At 48.2% G+C, this 20,214-nt stretch carries 12 protein-coding genes; 7 read left to right on the forward strand and 5 right to left on the reverse strand.

Going from position 1 to position 20,214, the window contains the following annotated elements:
• Nucleotides 1-117 precede the first annotated feature (117 nt).
• From malQ to treZ, 3 genes are all read right to left on the reverse strand, one after another.
• Nucleotides 118-1,629 (reverse strand): 4-alpha-glucanotransferase, encoded by a 1,512-nt coding sequence (malQ, locus tag I5M27_RS08315; protein ID WP_200505734.1) that lies wholly within the window; start codon nucleotides 1,627-1,629, stop codon nucleotides 118-120.
• A complete protein-coding gene (gene treY, locus I5M27_RS08320; RefSeq protein WP_200505735.1) occupies nucleotides 1,626-4,367 on the reverse strand; it encodes a malto-oligosyltrehalose synthase in 2,742 nt (913 codons plus the stop codon). The genes malQ and treY overlap by 4 nt, the downstream gene beginning before the upstream one ends.
• Before the next feature lie 84 nt (nucleotides 4,368-4,451).
• Nucleotides 4,452-6,266: a malto-oligosyltrehalose trehalohydrolase gene (gene treZ, locus I5M27_RS08325; RefSeq protein ID WP_200505736.1), complete on the reverse strand. Its 1,815-nt coding sequence runs from the start codon at nucleotides 6,264-6,266 to the stop codon at nucleotides 4,452-4,454.
• Nucleotides 6,267-6,577: 311 nt separating this feature from the next.
• Between treZ and I5M27_RS08330 the strand changes: the two genes are divergently transcribed.
• The 6 genes from I5M27_RS08330 (at nucleotide 6,578) to I5M27_RS08355 (ending at nucleotide 17,531) form a co-directional block, all read left to right on the forward strand.
• A complete protein-coding gene (locus tag I5M27_RS08330; protein WP_200505737.1) occupies nucleotides 6,578-8,581 on the forward strand; it encodes an alpha-1,4-glucan--maltose-1-phosphate maltosyltransferase in 2,004 nt (667 codons plus the stop codon).
• Between the two features lie 309 nt (nucleotides 8,582-8,890).
• Entirely contained in the window at nucleotides 8,891-12,217 is a 3,327-nt protein-coding gene (gene treS, locus I5M27_RS08335) for a maltose alpha-D-glucosyltransferase (protein WP_200505738.1), read from the forward strand.
• On the forward strand, nucleotides 12,217-14,250 hold the full coding sequence (gene glgB / locus I5M27_RS08340; RefSeq protein ID WP_234462446.1) for a 1,4-alpha-glucan branching protein GlgB: 2,034 nt from the start codon (nucleotides 12,217-12,219) through the stop codon (nucleotides 14,248-14,250). Before treS ends, glgB begins: the two co-directional genes overlap by 1 nt.
• A gap of 287 nt (nucleotides 14,251-14,537) precedes the next feature.
• A complete protein-coding gene (locus I5M27_RS08345; RefSeq protein ID WP_200505739.1) occupies nucleotides 14,538-16,748 on the forward strand; it encodes a bifunctional alpha,alpha-trehalose-phosphate synthase (UDP-forming)/trehalose-phosphatase in 2,211 nt (736 codons plus the stop codon).
• A 224-nt stretch (nucleotides 16,749-16,972) separates the two neighbouring features.
• The gene (locus I5M27_RS08350; RefSeq protein WP_200505740.1) at nucleotides 16,973-17,143 is read left to right on the forward strand and encodes a DUF6728 family protein; all 171 of its coding nucleotides are present in this window, start codon (nucleotides 16,973-16,975) and stop codon (nucleotides 17,141-17,143) included.
• Between the two features lies 1 nt (nucleotide 17,144).
• A complete protein-coding gene (locus I5M27_RS08355) occupies nucleotides 17,145-17,531 on the forward strand; it encodes an MmcQ/YjbR family DNA-binding protein (protein ID WP_200505741.1) in 387 nt (128 codons plus the stop codon).
• 105 nt (nucleotides 17,532-17,636) lie between these two features.
• Here I5M27_RS08355 and I5M27_RS08360 read toward each other — a convergent pair whose 3' ends face one another.
• Both I5M27_RS08360 and I5M27_RS08365 read right to left on the reverse strand, forming a co-directional pair.
• On the reverse strand, nucleotides 17,637-18,917 hold the full coding sequence (locus I5M27_RS08360; RefSeq protein WP_200505742.1) for a serine hydrolase domain-containing protein: 1,281 nt from the start codon (nucleotides 18,915-18,917) through the stop codon (nucleotides 17,637-17,639).
• Between the two features lie 353 nt (nucleotides 18,918-19,270).
• Entirely contained in the window at nucleotides 19,271-19,789 is a 519-nt protein-coding gene (locus I5M27_RS08365) for a dihydrofolate reductase family protein (protein ID WP_200505743.1), read from the reverse strand.
• A 148-nt stretch (nucleotides 19,790-19,937) separates the two neighbouring features.
• Here I5M27_RS08365 and I5M27_RS08370 point away from each other — a divergent pair, with 148 nt between their 5' ends.
• Nucleotides 19,938-20,165: a hypothetical protein gene (locus I5M27_RS08370; protein WP_200505744.1), complete on the forward strand. Its 228-nt coding sequence runs from the start codon at nucleotides 19,938-19,940 to the stop codon at nucleotides 20,163-20,165.
• The last annotated feature ends 49 nt before the right edge of the window (nucleotides 20,166-20,214 follow it).

The following is a 20,214-nucleotide window of genomic DNA, read 5'->3' on the forward strand; positions in this document are numbered from 1 at the left end:
TGACTGCACGCATTCCCGACCAAAAAATCCTGACCATCTTTTAAATCCAACATATCGGGTTCAAATAATTTGTCCGGCAAACCTGCGGTCAGGTCGAAGCCTGGCCCTACAGAAAAACTACTCTTTCGGCAGCCTTCCGTAAAGCGCCAGTAATTCCTGCCAGTATTTTTCATCTATTGAATCCAGCTGCTCTTTCGTAACCCGCCATTGCCAGTTTCCTTCCGCGATGGAGGGTTTGTTCATGATGGCTTTTTCATCCAGGTTGAGCAGATCCTGCAGCGGGAAAATTGCCAGTTCTGCCACTGACATCAATGTTGCTTTAATTAAAGCTAAACTAATGTTTTCTTCCGTTAACGTTTCGTTCAGGTATTGCGAGGCCCGCTTCCGGTCTTCCGGTTTCATTTCCTCTTTCCACCAGCCAATGGTGGTATTATTGTCGTGGGTGCCGGTATAAGCGATCATATTCGGGCGGTGGTTGTGCAGGGCAAAAACGCTGGTAGCAATATCGTCGCTGAAACCGTATTGCAGCACTACCATGCCGGGCAAGTTAAAACGGTCGCGCAGATCGTATACGCCCTGGCCTACGTAGCCCAGGTCTTCGGCAATAAAAGGCATGTCCGGAAATTCCAGTTGCAGGGTTTTAAAGAAATCATCGGCCGGGCCGTACTGCCACTTTCCGTTTATCGCCGTTTTCTCCGTGGCCGGTACTTCCCAGTAATCGTAAAATGCCCGGAAATGATCGAGCCGCGCCACATCGAAAAGTTCTAAATTATGCGCCAGCCGTTTGATCCACCAGTCAAATTTTTGCGCTTTCAGTTTTTCCCAGTTGTAAATGGGCGTGCCCCAGAGTTGACCGGTTTCGCTGAAATAATCGGGTGGCACGCCGGAAACGGAAACTGGTTTTTGATCAGCATCCAGCTTGAAGTTTTCAGGTTTTGCCCAAACTTCCGCGCTGTCGAAACTTACGTAAAACGGTAGATCTCCGAAGAAAAAAAGTCCTTGCTGATTGCCGTATTCGCGTAAAGCCTGCCATTGCTTATAGAACAGGAACTGGGTGAATTTTATGTAGGATATTTCAGCTTCCGAATCTTTTTCCAGCGCTTTTAATGCCTCCGGATTTCGTTGCCTGAATTCGGCGGGCCATTCGAGCCAACTGGCTTTTTCATGGGCTTCGTGCAGCACCGTGAACAAAGCAAAATCATGCAGCCAGAACTGGTGGTTCCGGCAAAAAATATTGTAAGCGTCTTCCAGTAAATTTTTCCGGCGGAATGTTTCAAACGCCTGCCGCAGCAGCTTTTCTTTCAAGTTAAAAGCTGCGGCGTAATTTACCTTTTCATTCGGGAAAACCGGTAAATTTTCCAGCGCCGCGGCCGGGAGTAAACCTTCGCGCACCAGTAATTCCGGACTGATTAGCATGGTGTTTCCGGCAAAGGCTGAAGTGCTGCTGTATGGCGAATAACCCATGCCGGCTTCCACCGGATTCAGGGGTAAAAGCTGCCAGTACACAAACCCGCATTCCTGCAGTTTATCGGCAAAACGGTAAGCTTCCGGACCCAGATCACCCATACCGAAAGGACCCGGGAGAGAGGTTATATGCAAAATAATGCCGCTGCTTCGATTGGTTTTCATACGGTTTCAGAAGTTAAGCACGCTACGGGGAACAATTTAAAAATTTCGGCCAGAGCCAGTTTGTTTTCCCCTGAAAGCGTTTGGTCGGTAAATATATTTTTCCATTTTTTTGGAGCATTGGCCGGCAAAACAAGCATTTCATCTTTCCAGATTTGCTCCCCCAAAGGGAAGGTTTCTGGTTCTGTTAATTTGCCTAATTCCAACGGAATGATCACCAGGCACCATTGCGTTTCAAGTTTCCAGCCAAAGGCCAATACGTTAGGGTTATCTGCAAGCTTAAGCGGTAAGTATTCACCTTGGGTGAAGAGTTCTTTACGGGCTTTTCGGAATTGCAGCGCGCACCAGGTTACATACATTTTTATTTTGCCATCGGTCCAGTTTTGCATCATACTTTTTAAGGCATTTTCCCTACCGTTTCCTGTCGTTTCCTGAAGTTCCTGTAGGTAGTTTTTCCGCGATTCAAAGTTTACGGGGCGGCGGTTATCGGGATCCACCATGCTCAGGTCCCAGAGTTCGCAGCCCTGGTAAATATCGGGTATGCCGGGCGAAGTAATTTTTAGCAGGGTCTGGCCCAGGCTGTAAAGCATGCCGTAAAAAGATACCAGTCTTGCGAAGGCCTGAAAACTGCTTTTAAATGCCGTACCGTCCGTTAGAATGGAGCCGAGAAAATCCAGGGCTTCCTGCTCGTATTTTTCGTTTGGCTCCGACCAGTTCGAATACATTTTGGCTTCCCGCATGGCTTTGGTCAGCGCTTCCTTAACCCGTTCCTGGAAGTCTGCCTCCGGCTGACCATCCATCGGGAAAGCAGCCAGCAAGGCCTGGTAGAGGTAAAAAATGCGGTTCCGCGATGGCACCTGATGCCCGTCGATGGTCTGGACGAAAGGCTCGTTTTCAGTTTCCCACTGCTCCAGGATGCGGGCCCATTTTTCCGGCATTTCGGTAAGTACGTTCAGGCGCATCCGGGCGTCTTCGCCGCGTTTGGTATCGTGGGTGGCCGTGGCGTTTTGGGCCAGCGGCCAGTGCCGTTGCCGTTCCAGCATTTCCTGGTGAAACCGGCTTACTGTAATGCCGAAAACTTCCGGATCGTCGCCTACTTCATTATGCGATATCAGGCGGTTATAATTATAAAACGTAGTATCTTCCACGCCTTTGGCTGCCAGGGGGCCCGTGAATTGCTGGCAGCGCATCAGGAAGTGCAAACGATTTACTGCGGCATCCGGCTGGGCAAGATCAGTTTGTACAAAAAGCTGGTGAAAATACGTGAGCTCTTTTTTTAGATGCAAGGCAAATTTCCGGGCGCGGGCGAAGGCTTTTTCCAGAATGGCGGCATCCTGTCCTTCCACCGGCAATTGGTTCGTATAGAGCCGGTAAACCGGGAAAGCTGCCAGCAGGATCTGCAACGCATCTTTCAATGATTTCTCCGTAAAGCCGGGGGTATCGGGCAGCAGTTCCAGGTTTTTAAACAGGTTGAAAAGGTTATCGGTTTCGCCTCGCATGTGGTTTTCCAGCATATACATTTTCTTTTCAAAAACGAGCTGTTCGTAATCGCTTTCGCGCGCTTCCGGCACATGCTTCCAGTAAATTTCATCGAAGGCTTTTTCTGCCTGCACACTCGTAGCGAGTTGATTGATAACGGCCAGAAAAAAGTAACCCGTCGTGCCCTGCACCGGCCAGTTTACCGGCAGTTCTTCGCCCAGGTCCAGGATCTTTTCTACGGTTATATAGCAATCGTTTCCTACCAGTTCGCGCAGGCGGTGCAAATAGGTTACCGGGTCGGCCAGACCGTCGATGTGGTCGATGCGGAGGCCCTGAAAATAGCCTTGCTGATATTGGCTGAATATGAATTGGTGGTACTTTTTAAATACCGTTTCGTCTTCCATACGCAGGCAGATCAGTTCGTTGATGGTAAAAAAACGGCGGTAATTTATTTGCTGATCCGAATCACTCCAAAGGGTAAGCCGGAAGAATTGTTTGTCCAGGATTTGCTGCAGTTGCTCCGGACTTTTATTGACGATTTCGATACCGTTTTGCAGCCAATTTAGGGTTTCTGCATTTTGGAAATGCGTTAGAAGCTGCGTTTTTATTGCAGCTAATTCATCCTTATTATCCTCACTTTCGACAGCTTGAAGCAGCGAAGAAATTTCCGGTTCCTGAAGAGTTTTTGGTGCGTTTTCCCTACCGTTTTCCGTTAATTTTTCCAGGATAAGCGGCCAGGAAGTAAAGCTGGCAGGAAACTGGTTTTCGTAGAATTGAATTTTAAAACCACCTTCCCCGAACACCAGTTTAACGTCGCCTTTTTCCAGCGCTTCTTCCAGCGTGGATCCGAGGAAAGGGGCCATGAGTTTTCCGGTTAATTCGGGGTTTTCATGTTCCCAGTTCACATCAAAGAAATTATAAAATTCCGAAGCCGGCCCGTGCTCGAAAATATCCATCAGCCACCCGTTATCCTGGTGAAAAGCCATGTGGTTCGGTACGATATCCTGCAGCCAGAACATCTGGTTTTCTTTGAGCAATTGCTGCAAAGCTTCAAAATCCTGGCGGCTGCCAATTTCCGGATTCAGCTCCTGCGCATTCGTAACGTCGTAGCCGTGCGTGCTACCCGGGCGGGCCTTAAAGATCGGTGAAGCATAAATGGTACCGATTCCCAGCGCTTTCAAATAAGGAATTTGCGGCATCAGATCCCGGAACGTGAAATCTTTATGGAACTGAATACGGTACGTGGCAGCAGGTACAAACATGGGAAATTATTTCAGAAGATAGTTAAATGAAGCTTCAGTTTTAAATGGAAAAACGGTAGCGTTTTGGCTAAAAAAAGTCATTGGTCAGCTGATTGGTTTCTGCTCAATAATTATGACCGATTCCGGATCAAGTTTCAACTTCGCGGGTAAAGCATTTTCTGGAATTTCCGGATACGCACTATTGAGCAAAAGTTTCCAGCCGGCATTTTTCTCCAGCGCGATTTCTATTGGTTCTTTACTGAAATTGTAAAAGCACTTTACACCCAGATCTTTGTTCCATCGTTCAACCGTCAGCAGATTTTTAGTTTCGTCGGCACTTACCTGCAGCTGGGTTTTATCGGGGTTCCGGAAAATTTCGTGGCTTTTGCGCAGGGAAATCAGATGGCGGTAAAAATTCCAAAGTTCCTTTCCTTCGCCTTCCTGGTATTGCCAGGTTAAACTCGAATTCCGGAACGTTTCTTCGCTTTGCGGATCGGGAACTTGGCCTGCCCATTGAAAGCCTTTGAATTCTTCTTTACGGCCCTTTTGCACAGCTTCCACCAGGTTTTTATCGGTATGGCTGATGAAATATTGGAAAGGATTTTTCTCGCCGTATTCTTCGCCCATAAACAGCATCGGCAGGTAAGGCGATAAAATATAGGTTGCCGCCGCGAGTTTTAGGGCCCGGAAGGATAGCGGTTCCGTGAGCCGGTCGCCGCGCATGCGGTTGCCCACCTGGTCGTGGTTTTGCAGGCAAACCACAAATTGCTTTCCCGGGTTTTCGTCGGCATTATTGCCGTAACTTTTCCGGCGGTGCGGCGCGTAATTCCCGTTAAAAACAAAAGTATGCTTAAATGCTTTTTCCAGGTCTTTCAAACTTCCGAAATCGGCGTAATAACCGGCGTTTTCCTTGGTAAGAACGGTGTGCAGGGCGTGGTGGAATTCGTCGTTCCATTGTGCGTGCAGGCCGTAGCCGCCTTTTTCCTGGGGATTTATCAAACGCACATCGTTGAGGTCACTTTCGGCAATGAGTAAAAATTCGCGTCCGGTTTCGGCAGAAAGTTTTTTGGTTTCATCGGCCAGTTCTTCCAGAAAATGCCTGGCACTGAAATCCATGATGGCATGCACGGCATCCAGGCGCAGCGCATCGACGTGAAAGTCGCGGAACCACATCAGCGCGTTCTGAATAAAGAAATTCCGGACCCCGTCGGCGTGCGCATCGTCGAAATTGAGGGCGCTGCCCCAGGGCGTTTTGTATTTTTCGGTAAAGTAAGGACCAAAATCGCGCAGGTAATTTCCTTCCGGCCCCAGGTGGTTATACACTACATCAAGTACCACCGCTATTCCTTTTTCGTGACAGGCATTTACCATTTTTTTCAGGCCATCGGGTCCGCCATAGGAATTTTGCACTGCAAACGGATAAACGCCGTCGTAGCCCCAGTTTCTTTCGCCGGGAAACTGCGCCACCGGCATAATTTCGATGGCCGTAATACCCAGTTCCAGCAAATAATCGAGTTTCGAAATAATGCCTTCGAACGTGTGTTCCGGAGTAAAAGTACCGGTATGCAACTCGTAGATGATGTAATCTTCCAGTTCCAGCCCGCGCCAGTTTTTATCGGTCCAGGCAAAATAGTTGTGATCTACCACCGCAGAACTTTCATGCACGCCTTCCGGCTGAAAATGCGAAGCCGGGTCGGGGCGTACTTCCTGGCCGTTCAGTTCAAAAAAGTATCTGGTTCCGGGCGTAATGTTTTCCTGCATGACCGACCAGTAACCGAAATCGGTTTTCTGCATGGCTACCGTTTTTGCTACCGGGTGGGTGAGTTTTAAAGCTACTTTTTCCAGTTCCGGCGCCCAGACGGTAAACGTGCAAAGGCCGTTCGGACTTAATTGGGCCCCGATCTTGCGCAGTATGCTCATAAAATTAACCTGTTTGTTTCGTTGCTGAATATTTTGCCGCCGGTGGCTTGTCTGAATTTCGGGTAGAAATAAGAACCCGGGTTTTTCCGGAACAAAAAAAGCCGCGGCGCCTTGCATACCGTTTTCGGGCGGCAAAAGTTTAGGCCTTGGCTCAGAATAAATACGGAATCACGTTGCACAGACGCCAAAAAGAAAAAAAAATACGCTTTTGTTCCGCCTGCAACACAACCCCAAACGCATTTTTCGGTAAAAACCATATCCTGTCCGAAGGATTATAAAACTGCATCTTACTGACCACAATTTTAAATTGCATGAAGCACCTCGAAGGAACCAAGCGCGTAGTGATAGACAATGTGAAACCGGAAATAAACGGCGGCCATTTTCCGGTGAAAAGGGTAGTAGGGGAGAAGTTAGTTGTTGAAGCCGATGTATTTACTGATGGCCACGATTCGGTGCGGGCCGTGATCATTTTCCGACAGGCCAGCAAAAAGAACTGGCAGGAAAAACCCATGGAATTTCTGGGCAACGACCGCTGGCAGGGTGAATTTACCCCTACGGCCATGGGCCGCTACGAATATTCCATCATTGGCTGGGTAGACCATTTTTTAACCTGGAAACTGGGTCTGCAAAAGAAATTCGAAGCCGGCCAGGAGCTTTCGGTCGAATTTCAGATCGGGGCGGAAATGCTCGAAGCCGCCGCTGCGCACGCCAAAACCGGCCCGGCCAAAAAACTGCAGAAATGGGCAGCGGCTTTTCGCCAGCCGCACAGCCCGGCTGCTGCCGTTTCCCTGGCCGAAAGTGAAGAGCTCGCCGACCTGATGTACCTATACGCCGACCGCAGCAATGCCAAACAATATTTCCTGACCTTAGCAGTAGAAGTAGAAAGGCAGAAAGCGCTTTTCAGTTCCTGGTACGAATTTTTCCCCAGATCTACGGCCGAAGAACCCGGCAAACACGGCACTTTTCAGGACGCCCTTAAGATCCTGCCGCGCATAGCTGAAATGGGCTTCGATGTAATTTATCTGCCGCCCATTCATCCCATTGGGATCAGTTTCCGGAAGGGCTATAATAATACGCTTAATGCTGAAGAAGGCATGCCGGGCGTACCCTGGGCCATTGGCGGCGCAGAAGGCGGCCACAAAGCCATTCACCCGGACCTGGGCACGCTTGAGGATTTCCGGGAATTTGTAAAAGCGTCCAACGAACTGGGAATGGAAATCGCGCTCGATTTTGCCATTCAGTGCTCGCCGGATCACCCGTACGTAAAAGAGCACCCGGACTGGTTTAAATGGCGGCCCGACGGCACGGTACAATACGCTGAAAATCCGCCGAAAAAATACCAGGATGTGCTACCCGTTAATTTTGAAACGGAAGACTGGGAAAATCTGTGGCAGGAACTTAAAAGCATTGTGGTGTACTGGATCAAGCAAGGCGTTACCATTTTCCGGGTCGATAATCCGCATACCAAACCGTTCGTGTTCTGGGAATGGCTGATCCGGGAAGTACGGAATGTTTACCCGAACACTATTTTTCTGGCCGAAGCATTCACGCGGCCGCGCATCATGGAAAGGCTGGGCAAGATCGGTTTCAACCAAAGCTACACCTATTTCACCTGGCGGAATACGGCCGAAGAATTGCGCGAATACATGGAAGAACTGACCAAAACCGACCTGCGCGAATTTTACCGACCGAATTTCTGGCCGAACACGCCCGATATTTTACCGGAACATTTACAACTAGGCGGCGAACCGATGTTCATCACGCGGTTGGTAATGGCTGCCACGATGTCTTCGAATTACGGCCTGTATGGTCCGGTTTACGAATTCGGCATCAACACGCCGCTGGCGCCGGGCAAAGAAGAATACCTCGATTCGGAAAAATACGAGATCAAGCATTGGGACTGGAACGCGCAGACCAAGATCCGCGACGTAATTACCAGGCTTAACCAGATCCGTAAAGAAAACCCCGCGCTGCAAACCACCTGGCACATTCACTTCGGCAAAACCGATAATAGTAATTTACTCTGCTACGGCAAGCTCGATGAAACCGGAGAGAACCGCTTAATTATGGTGATCAACCTCGACCCGTTCAGCAAACACAACGGTTGGGTGGAAGTACCGGTAAAAGAACTGCTTATTGACCCAGACGAGCCATACCACGTACAAGACCTGATAACTGGCCACATGTATACCTGGCGCAATGCCTGGAACTACGTAGAGCTGCACCCGGAGCACATGCCGGTGCACGTTTTGCGGGTAGAAGCGCCGGTTTTCAAGCCCGAAAGAGAAGCGGCAGTAAACAAATCGGTGCACTGAATACAACCGCTGGCTTCCTGAGTTTTCGTTGCATAAAAGATAGCGTTTTAGCTCCGGAAACTCACTAAAAATCCCAAGTTCTAAACCTTAAAGATTTCATAAATCTGTCAGATTATTCAATGTATAAAACGCTATTCTTTTAAGCTTAAAAAGTAGTACGAAATAAAATTTTCAGGCGGTAAACGCTAGGTTTTTCAGCCTGAAAACTATAAAAACAAGTTAGACCTCCAGGGTTTAAAAGCCGGAAAAGTCTAAAAAAAACGCTATCAATTTTCCCTGAAAAACTAAGAAAAAGCAAGAAACTTCCCCATGGCCACAGAGCAAAACTTAACCGATGAAAATTTACGCTGGTATAAAGATGCCATTATTTACGAACTGCACATCAAAGCTTTCTCCGACAGCAACAAAGACGGCATCGGCGATTTTGAAGGCTTACTAAGCAAGCTCGACTACGTTGAATCATTAGGGGTTACGGCCATCTGGCTGCTGCCTTTTTACCCTTCGCCGCTCCGCGACGACGGCTACGATATTGCCGATTATTATTCCATCAATCCTTCTTACGGCAACATCAATCAGTTTAAAAAATTCCTGAAAGAAGCGCATAACCGCGGCCTGCGGGTTATTACCGAACTGGTGATCAACCATTCATCTGACCAGCATCCGTGGTTCCAGCGCGCGCGCCACGCAGCTCCCGGTTCGGTGGAACGCGATTACTACGTGTGGTCTGATGATCCGAATAAATACAAAGATGTACGCATTATTTTTACCGACACCGAAACCAGTAACTGGACCTGGGACCCGGTAGCGAAGCAATATTACTGGCACCGCTTTTTCTCCCATCAGCCCGACCTGAACTACGACAACCCGAAAGTGCAGGAAGAGGTTTTTAAAATGCTCGATTACTGGCTCGATATGGGCGTAGATGGTTTCCGTTTAGATGCTGTGCCGTACTTATTCGAGCGCGAAGGAACCAACGGCGAAAACCTGCCCGAAACCCACGAATTCCTGAAAAAACTGCGCAGACACGTAGACGAAAAATACCCGGGGCGTTTATTTTTAGCCGAAGCCAATATGTGGCCCGAAGAATCGGCTTCGTATTTCGGCAACGGCGACGAATGCCACATGAACTACCATTTTCCCATCATGCCTCGCATGTTCATGAGCGTGAAAATGGAAGACCGTTACCCGCTCATCGATATTTTAGACCAGACGCCCGAAATTCCGGAAACCTGCCAGTGGGCCATGTTTCTGAGGAATCACGACGAACTTACCCTGGAAATGGTAACCGACGAAGAGCGTGACTACATGTATAAAGTGTACACCAAAGATCCGATGGCGCGCATCAACCTCGGCATCCGGCACCGCCTGGCACCGCTCCTGGACAATAACCGCAGCAAGATCGAGCTCATGAACATCATGCTGTTTTCCATGCCCGGCACGCCCGTAATTTACTACGGCGACGAAATTGGCATGGGCGACAATTTCTACCTCGGCGACCGCGACGGCGTGCGCACGCCCATGCAGTGGAGCCCTGATAGAAATGCCGGTTTTTCGCAGGCCAATCCGCAGCAATTATACCTGCCTGTGATCATAGATCCGGAATATAAATATGAAGCTGTAAACGTAGAAAACCAGGAGAAAAATCCGAATTCCCTGCTTTGGTGGATGAAACGGGTAATTGCTATGCGCAAGCGTTTCAAAGCTTTCGGCCGCGGTAAGATCAAATTCCTGAGCCCGGAAAATACCAAAGTGCTGGCTTTTTTACGAACCTACGAAGAAGAAAACATCCTGGTGGTTTGCAATTTGTCGCGCTTCCCGCAGGCAGTAGAATTGCCGCTGGAAGATTACGAAAATTATTCCCCGGTAGAAGTTTTTGGCCAGAACCGTTTCCCGAAGATCACCACGCACCCTTACCTGGTTACGCTGGCGCCTTACGGCTTTTACTGGTTCACCTTAAAACCGGATCAGGCGCTGCAACAAGCCGCCGACCTGCCGGAGATCCGTTTCGATAGCCTGGTAAATATGGATCATCGGGTTGTGCAGGATCTGGAAGACCGGGTGCTGCGCGAATACCTGCTCAAATGCCGTTGGTTCGGCGGCAAAGCCCGGATCATTCAGCGCATAGAAGTAACCGATTTTATTCCGGTGCCGGTTAAAGGCGAAGAAACCGTATTGCTGATTATGGAAGTTACCTACAACGAAGGTTTGCCGGAACTTTACCAGCTCGCGCTTTCTTTTGCGGCCGGTAAAAAAGAAGAAGAACTGCGCTCGCATTGTCCGCAAAGCATTGTGGCTACCGCCCGCATTGACGGCACTTCAGGTATTCTGTACGATTCGGTTTACAGCGAGAATTTCCGCCATACCATTTTCAATTTCATGGCCAAACGCAAGAAACTGGATATCGGCAATCACAGCGAACTGATTTTTCACGCTGAAAGAGGTACCGTTTTAAATCCGAAAGAAGGCAAGGAATACATCAGTTCCAAAATTCTGGGCGCCGAGCAAAGCAATACTTCCATTATCTACGACGATGAATATTTCTTTAAATTCTACCGCAAACTAGACCGCGCCATAAACCAGGACCTGGAAATTACCCGTTTCCTAACCGATCAGGTTGCTTTTCCAAATGTACCGGCTTATAAAGGTAGCATCGAACTGCAAACGTCGGGCAAACCGGGCATTGTGCTGGGTATGATGCAGGAAATGATCACCAATCAGGGCGATGCCTGGACCTACATCGGCGAATCGGTAAAACGCTTTTTTGAGCGGGTTTCGGCAAAAGGTCGCAGCATTTCCCGCGTTGCGCCACGGGGCACATTTTCCCAACCGGTTGCTTTCGAAACCATTCCGGAAGAGCTGCAGAATTTGCTCGGCGGCGCTTACATAGAACGGATCAACTTGCTGGGTACCCGCACTGCCGAAATGCACCTGGCCCTGGCTTCTAATTCAGTAGACAAAGAATTCAGCCCGGAAGATTACTCTTTGCACTACCAGCGCTCACTGTACTCGGGCTTAAAATCTTTGGTACGCAGCAATTTCGATCTGTTGCGCAAACATATGAAAGACCTGCCGGAAAATGTGCAGCAGGAAGCCGAAGAAGTACTGCAAATGCGGGAAGCGATCCTGGAACGGTTCAAACGCATATTTGCCCGCAAGATCGACACCCTCAAGATCAGAACGCACGGCGATTTCCATTTAGGGCAGGTACTGTTTACCGGAAAAGATTTCGTGATCCTGGATTTTGAAGGCGAACCGGCCCGCTCATACAGCGAACGCCGGCTGAAACGCTCGCCGCTTCGCGACGTGGCCGGCATGATCCGTTCCTTCCATTACGCGGCTTACAACGCGCTGGTGCAGGATGCATACCTGGTAAAAGAAAACAGCGAGGAAATGGAATACTGGGCCGAACAATGGTACCATTACGTGAGCGGTTTCTACATGGAATCTTACCTCGAGAAAATGCAGGATAAAAATATTCTGCCCGATAATACCGAAGATTTTGAAGTGCTGATCCAGACCTTCCTGCTCGAAAAAGCGATCTATGAACTGGGTTATGAACTGAACAACCGTCCGGATTGGGTGTTAATTCCGCTCCGGGGCATTAAATCTATCATGAATTCTGAAAAGCATAACTAATGGCTAAAAGAACGAAAAAGGCTGAAATGCCCGAAAAAAAAGATCCGGCCGAAGTGCTGGCTGAAAAAGTGCTAGACGTAATAGTAAGCAAACCGCGCCGGAAAGCGGTACCAAAAGAACCTGAAACGCCCGCGCACTGCACCCGGTTCTCCGAATTTGATATTCATTTATTCCGCGAAGGCCGGCATTATAAACTCTACGAAAAGTTTGGCGCCCACCTGATGACCTATAACGGGGAAAAAGGCACTTATTTTGCCCTCTGGGCACCCAACGCCGAAGCCGTTTCCGTGATCGGGAATTTTAACGGCTGGCGCCCGGGCGAATATAAACTTAACCCCCGGTTTGACCATTCCGGGATCTGGGAAGGCTTTTTTCCGGGTATCGGCCATGGCGAGCTTTACAAATACCACATCCGGTCGCACCATAACGGTTTTGAAGTAGCCAAAGCCGATCCGTTCGGGTATTTATGCGAAGAACCGCCTCGCACCGCATCCGTTGTCTGGGATATTGACTATACCTGGAACGATAAAAAGTGGCTCGAAAACCGTAGGGAAAATGCCGGAAAAAGTCAGCCTTACTCCGTTTACGAAATGCACCTGGGTTCCTGGAAACGGGTTCCGGAAGAAAATAACCGCCATTTAACCTACCTGGAGCTGGCCAAAGAACTGCCGGCTTACCTTAATGAACTGGGCTTTACCCACGTAGAATTCATGCCCGTTATGGAGCATCCGTTCTATGGGTCTTGGGGTTACCAGGTAACCGGGTATTTTGCACCCAGCAGCCGTTTCGGTTCGCCGCAGGATTTTATGTACCTGGTAAACGCGTTGCACGAAGAAGGCATTGGTGTGATCCTGGACTGGGTGCCTTCGCATTTTCCTTCCGATGAACACGGTCTGGTTTATTTCGACGGCACGCATTTATACGAACATGCCGATCCGCGCAAAGGCTTCCACCCGGACTGGCAAAGCTACATTTTTAACTACGGCCGCAACGAGGTAAAGGCCTTTCTGATCAGCAATGCCCTTTTCTGGCTCGAAAAATACCACGCCGACGGCCTGCGGGTAGATGCCGTGGCTTCCATGCTTTACCTGGATTATTCCCGCAAAGCCGGCGAATGGATCCCGAATGAACATGGCGGCCGGGAAAACCTGGAAGCGATTGCCTTTATCCGCGAATTCAACGACGCCATCAGGGAAGCCCACCCGGATACAGTAACCATTGCCGAAGAATCTACTGCCTGGCCGGGCGTTTCGAAACCAACCTATCTGGGCGGCCTGGGCTTTGATATGAAATGGATGATGGGTTGGATGCACGACACGCTCAAATACCTGGAAATGGAGCCGATCTACCGGCAATATCACCAGGGCCAGATCACCTTCAGCATTATTTATGCTTTTGCCGAAAATTTCATGCTGCCGCTTTCGCACGACGAAGTGGTTTACGGCAAAAAAGCGCTGGTGAGGAAAATGCCCGGCGATGAATGGCAGCAGTTTGCCAATCTGCGTTTGCTTTACGGCTATATGTACGGGCACCCGGGCACCAAACTGCTTTTTATGGGCGGCGAATTCGGGCAAACCAGCGAGTGGGCGCATGAAAGCAGCCTGGAGTGGCATTTAACCCAATACCCGATCCATGCGGGGGTACAAAAAATGCTGCAGAAGCTCAACCACCTTTATAAACACGAAAAAGCGCTTTACGAAAGAAGTTTTGAGGCCGGAGGATTTGAATGGATCGATCTGCACGATGCAGCCAACAGCGTGATCAGTTTTCTGCGGAAAGGAAATTCCGAAGAAGATCAGCTCATAGTAGTTTGCAATTTCACGCCGGTGCCGCGCGAAAACTACCGCATTGGCTTACCCGAAAATGGTATCTGGGATGAGATCTTTAACAGCGATTCCAGCGAATTCGGGGGTAGTGATCTGCAAAACGGTATCGGTTTGGAGGCTGAAAGTCTGACCGCACACGGGCGCGATTTTTCGATCAGTCTGGCGTTGCCGCCGCTCGGGGTGATCTACCTTAAACTCCGGAGATAAGCCCGGTTTTTAAGCCAGAATTCATAGCGTTTTTTATCCGGCACGTGTAAGGTAAACTTTCAGAAAAGCAATTCATAATTTGTTTTTGCAATTTGAAACCTTTAAACCAGGGGTATTTTACTCATATATTTAACACGTTTACCAATAAATTTTTAGCAAATCATTCATTCTTAATAACTTCTAATTCTTATTCAGAAAACCTAAGAAAAACCACTTAACAAAATCGATCCGCTTGCAGTATTGTGTAAACTTCACAATCATCAGGCACTCACCTAAGCTCTTACACTATGCCAAGAACCATTATTGTTTCAAACAGGCTTCCGGTAACGGTTCTGAAAAAGAACCAAACTATTGAATACAAGACCAGCGAAGGCGGACTCGCCACTGGTCTGGGCAGCGTTTATAAACAAGGCGCTAACCGCTGGATCGGCTGGCCGGGAATTTATCTGGAAGAAGAAAGCGACCAGTTACAGGTTGCCGCCGACCTGCAGGCCGATCACATGCATCCGGTTTTTTTAACCAAGACCGAGATCAAGGAATTTTACGAAGGCTTCAGCAACGAAACCCTGTGGCCTACCTTTCATTACTTTCTGCAATACACGGTCTACGACCAGAAGATGTGGGAAACCTACCGGCGCGTGAATCAGAAATTTTGCAACGAAGTAATGAAAATTGCCAAACCCGGCGATACCATCTGGATCCACGATTACCAGTTGCTGCTTTTACCCCAGATGCTCCGCGAAAATTTACCGGACAGCAGCATCGGGTTTTTCCAGCACATTCCGTTTCCGTCGTACGAAGTTTTCCGTTTACTGCCCTGGCGCGAAGAATTGCTGAACGGCATGCTGGGCGCCGACCTTTTAGGTTTCCATACTTACGACGATGCCCGCCATTTCCTGAGTTCGGTGAGCCGCATTGTAGGCTTTAACAACCAGCAGGGCTTAATAGATACCGGCAAACGTACCGTAATGGTAGATGCTTTCCCGATGGGGATTGACTTCGACAAATACGCCGAAGTGGCAGAAAGTGAAGAAACGCTCAAGCGTGAACAAACTTTCCGCAAAGCCATCCACGATCAGAAGATCATTTTGTCTATAGACCGGCTCGATTATTCCAAAGGCATACCGCAACGGCTCGAGGCATACGAATCTTTTTTGCAAAAATATCCTGAATTCAACGAGAAAGTAACTTTGCTCATGATCGTGGTTCCTTCGCGCGATCAGGTGGGCAAGTATAAAGAACTGAAAGAGGAAGTAGATGAACTGGTAGGCCGCATAAACGGTACTTACGGCAACATGAACTGGCGCCCGATCAATTATTTCTACCGGTCTTTCCCGCTCGAATCGCTTTCGGCGTTTTACCGCATGGCCGATGTGGGTCTGGTAACCCCCATGCGCGACGGCATGAACCTGGTGGCCAAAGAATACATTGCCAGCAAAACCAATCAGCTGGGTGTATTGATCCTGAGCGAAATGGCCGGCGCAAGCCGCGAACTTTCCGATGCCATTCTCATAAACCCCAACGACCAGAACCAACTGGTAAATGCCTTATACGAAGCGCTTACCATGCCCGATGAGCAGCAGCAATTCCATATGGAACAGATGCAGGAACTGGTGAAACGCTACAACATTAACCACTGGGTAAACCTGTTTATGGACCGCCTCAGTTACATTAAAATAAAGCAAATGGCTATGGCAACCACTCCACTCGATACCCATGAATCAGAAATTTTACATAACGAATACAGCCAGGCCGGCAGCCGCCTCATTTTCCTGGATTACGATGGCACGCTGGTAGGATTTCAGGATGCGCCGCAAAAAGCCCGCCCGGATCAGGAGCTAATTGGTTTGCTGCAGAAAATTACGGCCGACCATAAAAACCGGGTGGTAATTATCAGCGGCCGCGACCGGAAAACCCTGCAGGACTGGCTCGGAAAACTCGACGTGGATATAATTGCCGAACATGGCGTATGGCTCAAAGAAGGCTCCGAAGACTGGCAAATGATCCGGAACCTGAGCAGCGACTGGAAAAAAGATATCCGCCCGATGATGGAATTGCACGTAAGCCGCACCCCGGGATCGTTTATTGAGGAAAAAGATTATTCGCTGGTGTGGCATTACCGCAAAGTTGAAAAAGGCCTGGGTGAATTGCGCGCTCGCGAACTCAATACGCATTTATCTTACCTGGCTTCGAACATAAACCTGCAGGTAATGGAAGGCAACATGGTAATTGAAATTAAGAACACCGAAGTAAACAAAGGCGCCGCTGCATCGCGCTGGCTCGAAAAATATCCGGCCGAATTTGTAATGGCCATCGGCGACGACCGCACCGACGAAGATACCTTCCGCGCCATGCCCGATAAGGCTTTTACCATAAAAGTGGGCAACACGCGGTCTTCAGCCCGGTATTATTTAGATTCGGTGAAAGATGTGCGTTTGCTCATGCAGGAAATTCTTACGGATAGCAAAGCCAATTCAAAGCTGCGCATCAGCGCTTAAGCAGTTTCCAAAGCAATATTCAGCACCTTCTTCCGGATATGTTTTCCGGAAGAAGGTGCTGTTTTGGTTAAAAACGGTAGGGTTTTAGGGGTAAAAACCAAGGGCGGTCTTTATTTTGAATACCTGATGAAGAAGGCTGCAGCTAACCGCATTCCGGTAATTTTGCAGTTAAACAAATCTTTTTCTACCTTGTATTGTTCTCCTGAAAACAGGAGCTTTTTATTATGAAAAATCTATTTGATTTCTCGGAAGTACTCACGTATTTTTTCCGTAAACCCGACCCGAACCGTAAATCTACCTTCAACCTGCGCGTAATGCACGGCATTAACAAAGTATCTATCCTGATATTTCTGGTTTGTCTGATCGTAATGGCCGTGCGCCTGTTTACGCGCTGATATGAACATTGAAGAATACCGCGAATATTGCCTGGCCAAAAAAGGGGTAACCGAAGGCTTTCCTTTCGATGCCGATACCCTGGTATTTAAAGTGGGAGGGAAGATGATTGCGCTCGCAAATCTTTCTGATTTTGACGCGGGCATTGCCTTAAAATGCGACCCGGAACACGCTATTCAACTGCGCGAACAATTCCCGGATGATATTACTGGTGCCTACCACATGAATAAAAAGCACTGGAATAATGTAAAACCTAATGGCAGCGTTCCTTACATGCTTTTAAAAGAGCTGATCGACCAAAGTTACCTGCTGGTGTATAATTCCTTAACGCGTTCGCAAAAACTGGAAGTAGATATCGAAAATGAAAAACCACCAGGACTTTTGCATTAAATTCCGATACCGTTTTCCGTAGTTTTGTCCCGAAAAACGCTATACTTTTTAACCTGAAAAGTCCGGTTTCTTAAGCCGGACTTTATTTTTTTCAGGATAGCTTTACTAGATATGTTCCCGCTGATCTTCCTGCAGTGTGATCGCCGGTTCCAGGAGGTTAATTTCGGGCCAGGTTTCCACATCGGCTGTGGCGTTCCACATCAGGCGGTCCAGTTCTTTGTAAAAGTCCGGGTGTTCGGGGCGGGCATTCATGAGCAAAACCCATTTCATACCATCTTGTAGATGCGCCATTAAAGTAGATGAACCAATTAAAGCGCCGGAGTGCCACCAGTTGCCTTTTTTATTTACGAACCAGCCTTTGGCGTAACCATAATCCGGGTTAGAAGGCGTGGTCATGCGGGCAATGGTTTCCCGGGAAAGCAAGGCGTTCTCTCCCGTCGGGTCCAGCCCCATCAATAGTTTGATCAGGTCGGGCGCAGATGCGATCCAGCCGCCGTGGGCATCCATGGCTTCCAGGTTAAAACCACCGTAAGGGAAAGGCACTTTTTTATTCTCGCCGGATACCGTTTTTACCTGGCGCGCTTTCAGATCGAAATATTTTACTTCCCGCTCAGATTTATTTTCATAGAGGTTGCGGCCCAAAACCATCCCGGTAATGCCTAATGGCTGCAAAATAGCCTGCTGCACATACGTTTCATATGGTAGTTCGGTGATCTGCTCAATTACCCGGCCCAGAATATTGTAACCGATATTAGAATAAGCAACGCGGGAACCGGGTGCAAAATCGAGGGGCTGCTGCAGTACGTACCTTATAACCGAAACGGCATCTGCGGGAGCAGGCACCTGCATGGCTTCCGCAATTTTTACCGGGTTGAACATCGGGTCGCCTTCGGGACTGATATGGCGGTCCCAGCCGGCGGTGTGTTCCAGGAGGTGCTTAATGGTAATTTCCTGCATGCGCGGGTCCCGAAGATCGGCGTATAACTCCGAATTCAGGATGCCTTCCGGACCGAAAACTTTTTGCTCCAGATCTAGGCCATTGTCCTGGTTCAGTTTCATAATAGCCATAGCGGTAATGGGCTTGGAAAGGCTGGCGATCCGGAAAAGGTGGTCGGCCTGCATCAGTTGATCTTCGTCGGCTTTGCCAAAACCGCGGGCATAAAGCAGTTTATCGTCTTTGGCTAAAGCCACCGTTGCGCCCGGAATATTCCAGCGCGCCATAAATTCCAGCACTTTCTGATCGATCACCAACAATTCGGGTGCCGTAGTCGAACCAACCTGTGTGGTCGCCGGGTCTTCGGCCGAAACCGGCGCAGTAAGCAGAAAAGTAGCAAAAAATGAAAAGAAAACCTGAAAAACAGTGTGCGGAAGCAACGAAAAAAACATAACTCAAACCCTTAAAACGCCAAAGCGTGCCCAACAATAACTACATACCATTTCCAGCCGCAAAGAAAATCGGAACCGGAAAACTTCAGCCACCGGATTCAGTGCAAAAGCTTAAAAACAGCAGTTTTGCACTTTGATGCGATAAGATAATGGTAATGTAAAGGTTTAAGCTATATAATAAATGTTTAAAATAGTGATAATAATGAATCTCAGACGGTATTAAGCATGAACTGCTAATTGATGTACCAACATATAATATTGTACTTTAATTCCCGATAACGCTTAAGCGGTAAAGTGGAATTGTTTCATTATTTAAAAATTCCGGTTCAAGAAGAGTGCCAGGAATCGGGTTTTTAAGGTTTGTCGAAATAAAACAGCGTTACCCCGTTTTCATAAACCTGATGTTTGCTCAGATTCAGGTTTTCCTGTCTTTTAATGCCGGGAAACAATTCAATGCCTTCACCCAAAATTACCGGAATATAAGCCAGGATATATGCATCGATCAGGCCGGCATCATGCAGCAAGGCAATAATTTCGCCGCCGCCCAAAAGCCAGATGGCTTTGCCATCGGTTTGCTTTAATTGCTTTATAAACTCCACCGGATCCTGGGTAATTAATTGCGCTTCCGGAATAAGTTTACGGTCCGGATTGCGGGAAAAAACGCACGACGCTTTATCTTTATAAGGCCATTCGCCCAGACCGATGCAAACTTCGTAGGTTTTGTAACCCATCACGATGGCATCTACGCTTTCCATAAATTCCGCATAGCCATAATCGTATTCTTCCAGAGGCGGCAGCCAGTCGATCGCATCGTTGGGCCGGGCAATTTTCCCATCTAAGCTGGTGGCAATGTAAAGTTTTAACTGGCGCATATTATCCGGACTTTTATAGTGAAACGCAGAACGGTTGATTAAAAATAATCATAAATGCTGAAAAAACGCTAGGATTTTGCGGTTAAAAAGTGCTTTTTCATTTCCCTGCTATTTGGCGTACCTTTGCTAAAATATTCAGTTCAGTTTCATGCGCCGCAAAATAATCGTTAAATACATCCAGGTTTTCTTTTTCATCCTTTTCGGTTCCCTTAATTTTATTAACGCCATTAAAACCGGTAACCTGGTAGATTGGCTCGTCTATGCTGCGTGTATGGTAGGTTTAATGGTAGTGGCTTTTTCCATTAAAAAACTGCGCGACGAACAAAAAGGTATTGTAGATACCCCTGTTCTGAAAAGCTCGAAAACGAAAAAGTAATTATCATTTCTGTCATCCTTTTAGCCAGAGAAGGAACTTGTCGGCGAGT

Source organism: Adhaeribacter terrigena (assembly GCF_016623615.1).
In the GTDB taxonomy this organism is placed as follows: Bacteria; Bacteroidota; Bacteroidia; order Cytophagales; family Hymenobacteraceae; genus Adhaeribacter_A; species Adhaeribacter_A terrigena.

What these genes read in the sequence shown, in the direction of transcription:
- treZ (WP_200505736.1), bottom strand. Translation starts at nt 6,266, where the DNA reads ATGAGCATACTGCGCAAGATCGGGGCCCAATTAAGTCCGAACGGCCTT.
- malQ (WP_200505734.1), bottom strand. Translation starts at nt 1,629, where the DNA reads ATGAAAACCAATCGAAGCAGCGGCATTATTTTGCATATAACCTCTCTC.
- treY (WP_200505735.1), bottom strand. Translation starts at nt 4,367, where the DNA reads ATGTTTGTACCTGCTGCCACGTACCGTATTCAGTTCCATAAAGATTTC.
- I5M27_RS08330 (WP_200505737.1), top strand. Translation starts at nt 6,578, where the DNA reads ATGAAGCACCTCGAAGGAACCAAGCGCGTAGTGATAGACAATGTGAAA.
- I5M27_RS08370 (WP_200505744.1), top strand. Translation starts at nt 19,938, where the DNA reads ATGCGCCGCAAAATAATCGTTAAATACATCCAGGTTTTCTTTTTCATC.
- I5M27_RS08365 (WP_200505743.1), bottom strand. Translation starts at nt 19,789, where the DNA reads ATGCGCCAGTTAAAACTTTACATTGCCACCAGCTTAGATGGGAAAATT.
- treS (WP_200505738.1), top strand. Translation starts at nt 8,891, where the DNA reads ATGGCCACAGAGCAAAACTTAACCGATGAAAATTTACGCTGGTATAAA.
- glgB (WP_234462446.1), top strand. Translation starts at nt 12,217, where the DNA reads ATGGCTAAAAGAACGAAAAAGGCTGAAATGCCCGAAAAAAAAGATCCG.
- I5M27_RS08345 (WP_200505739.1), top strand. Translation starts at nt 14,538, where the DNA reads ATGCCAAGAACCATTATTGTTTCAAACAGGCTTCCGGTAACGGTTCTG.
- I5M27_RS08350 (WP_200505740.1), top strand. Translation starts at nt 16,973, where the DNA reads ATGAAAAATCTATTTGATTTCTCGGAAGTACTCACGTATTTTTTCCGT.
- I5M27_RS08360 (WP_200505742.1), bottom strand. Translation starts at nt 18,917, where the DNA reads ATGTTTTTTTCGTTGCTTCCGCACACTGTTTTTCAGGTTTTCTTTTCA.
- I5M27_RS08355 (WP_200505741.1), top strand. Translation starts at nt 17,145, where the DNA reads ATGAACATTGAAGAATACCGCGAATATTGCCTGGCCAAAAAAGGGGTA.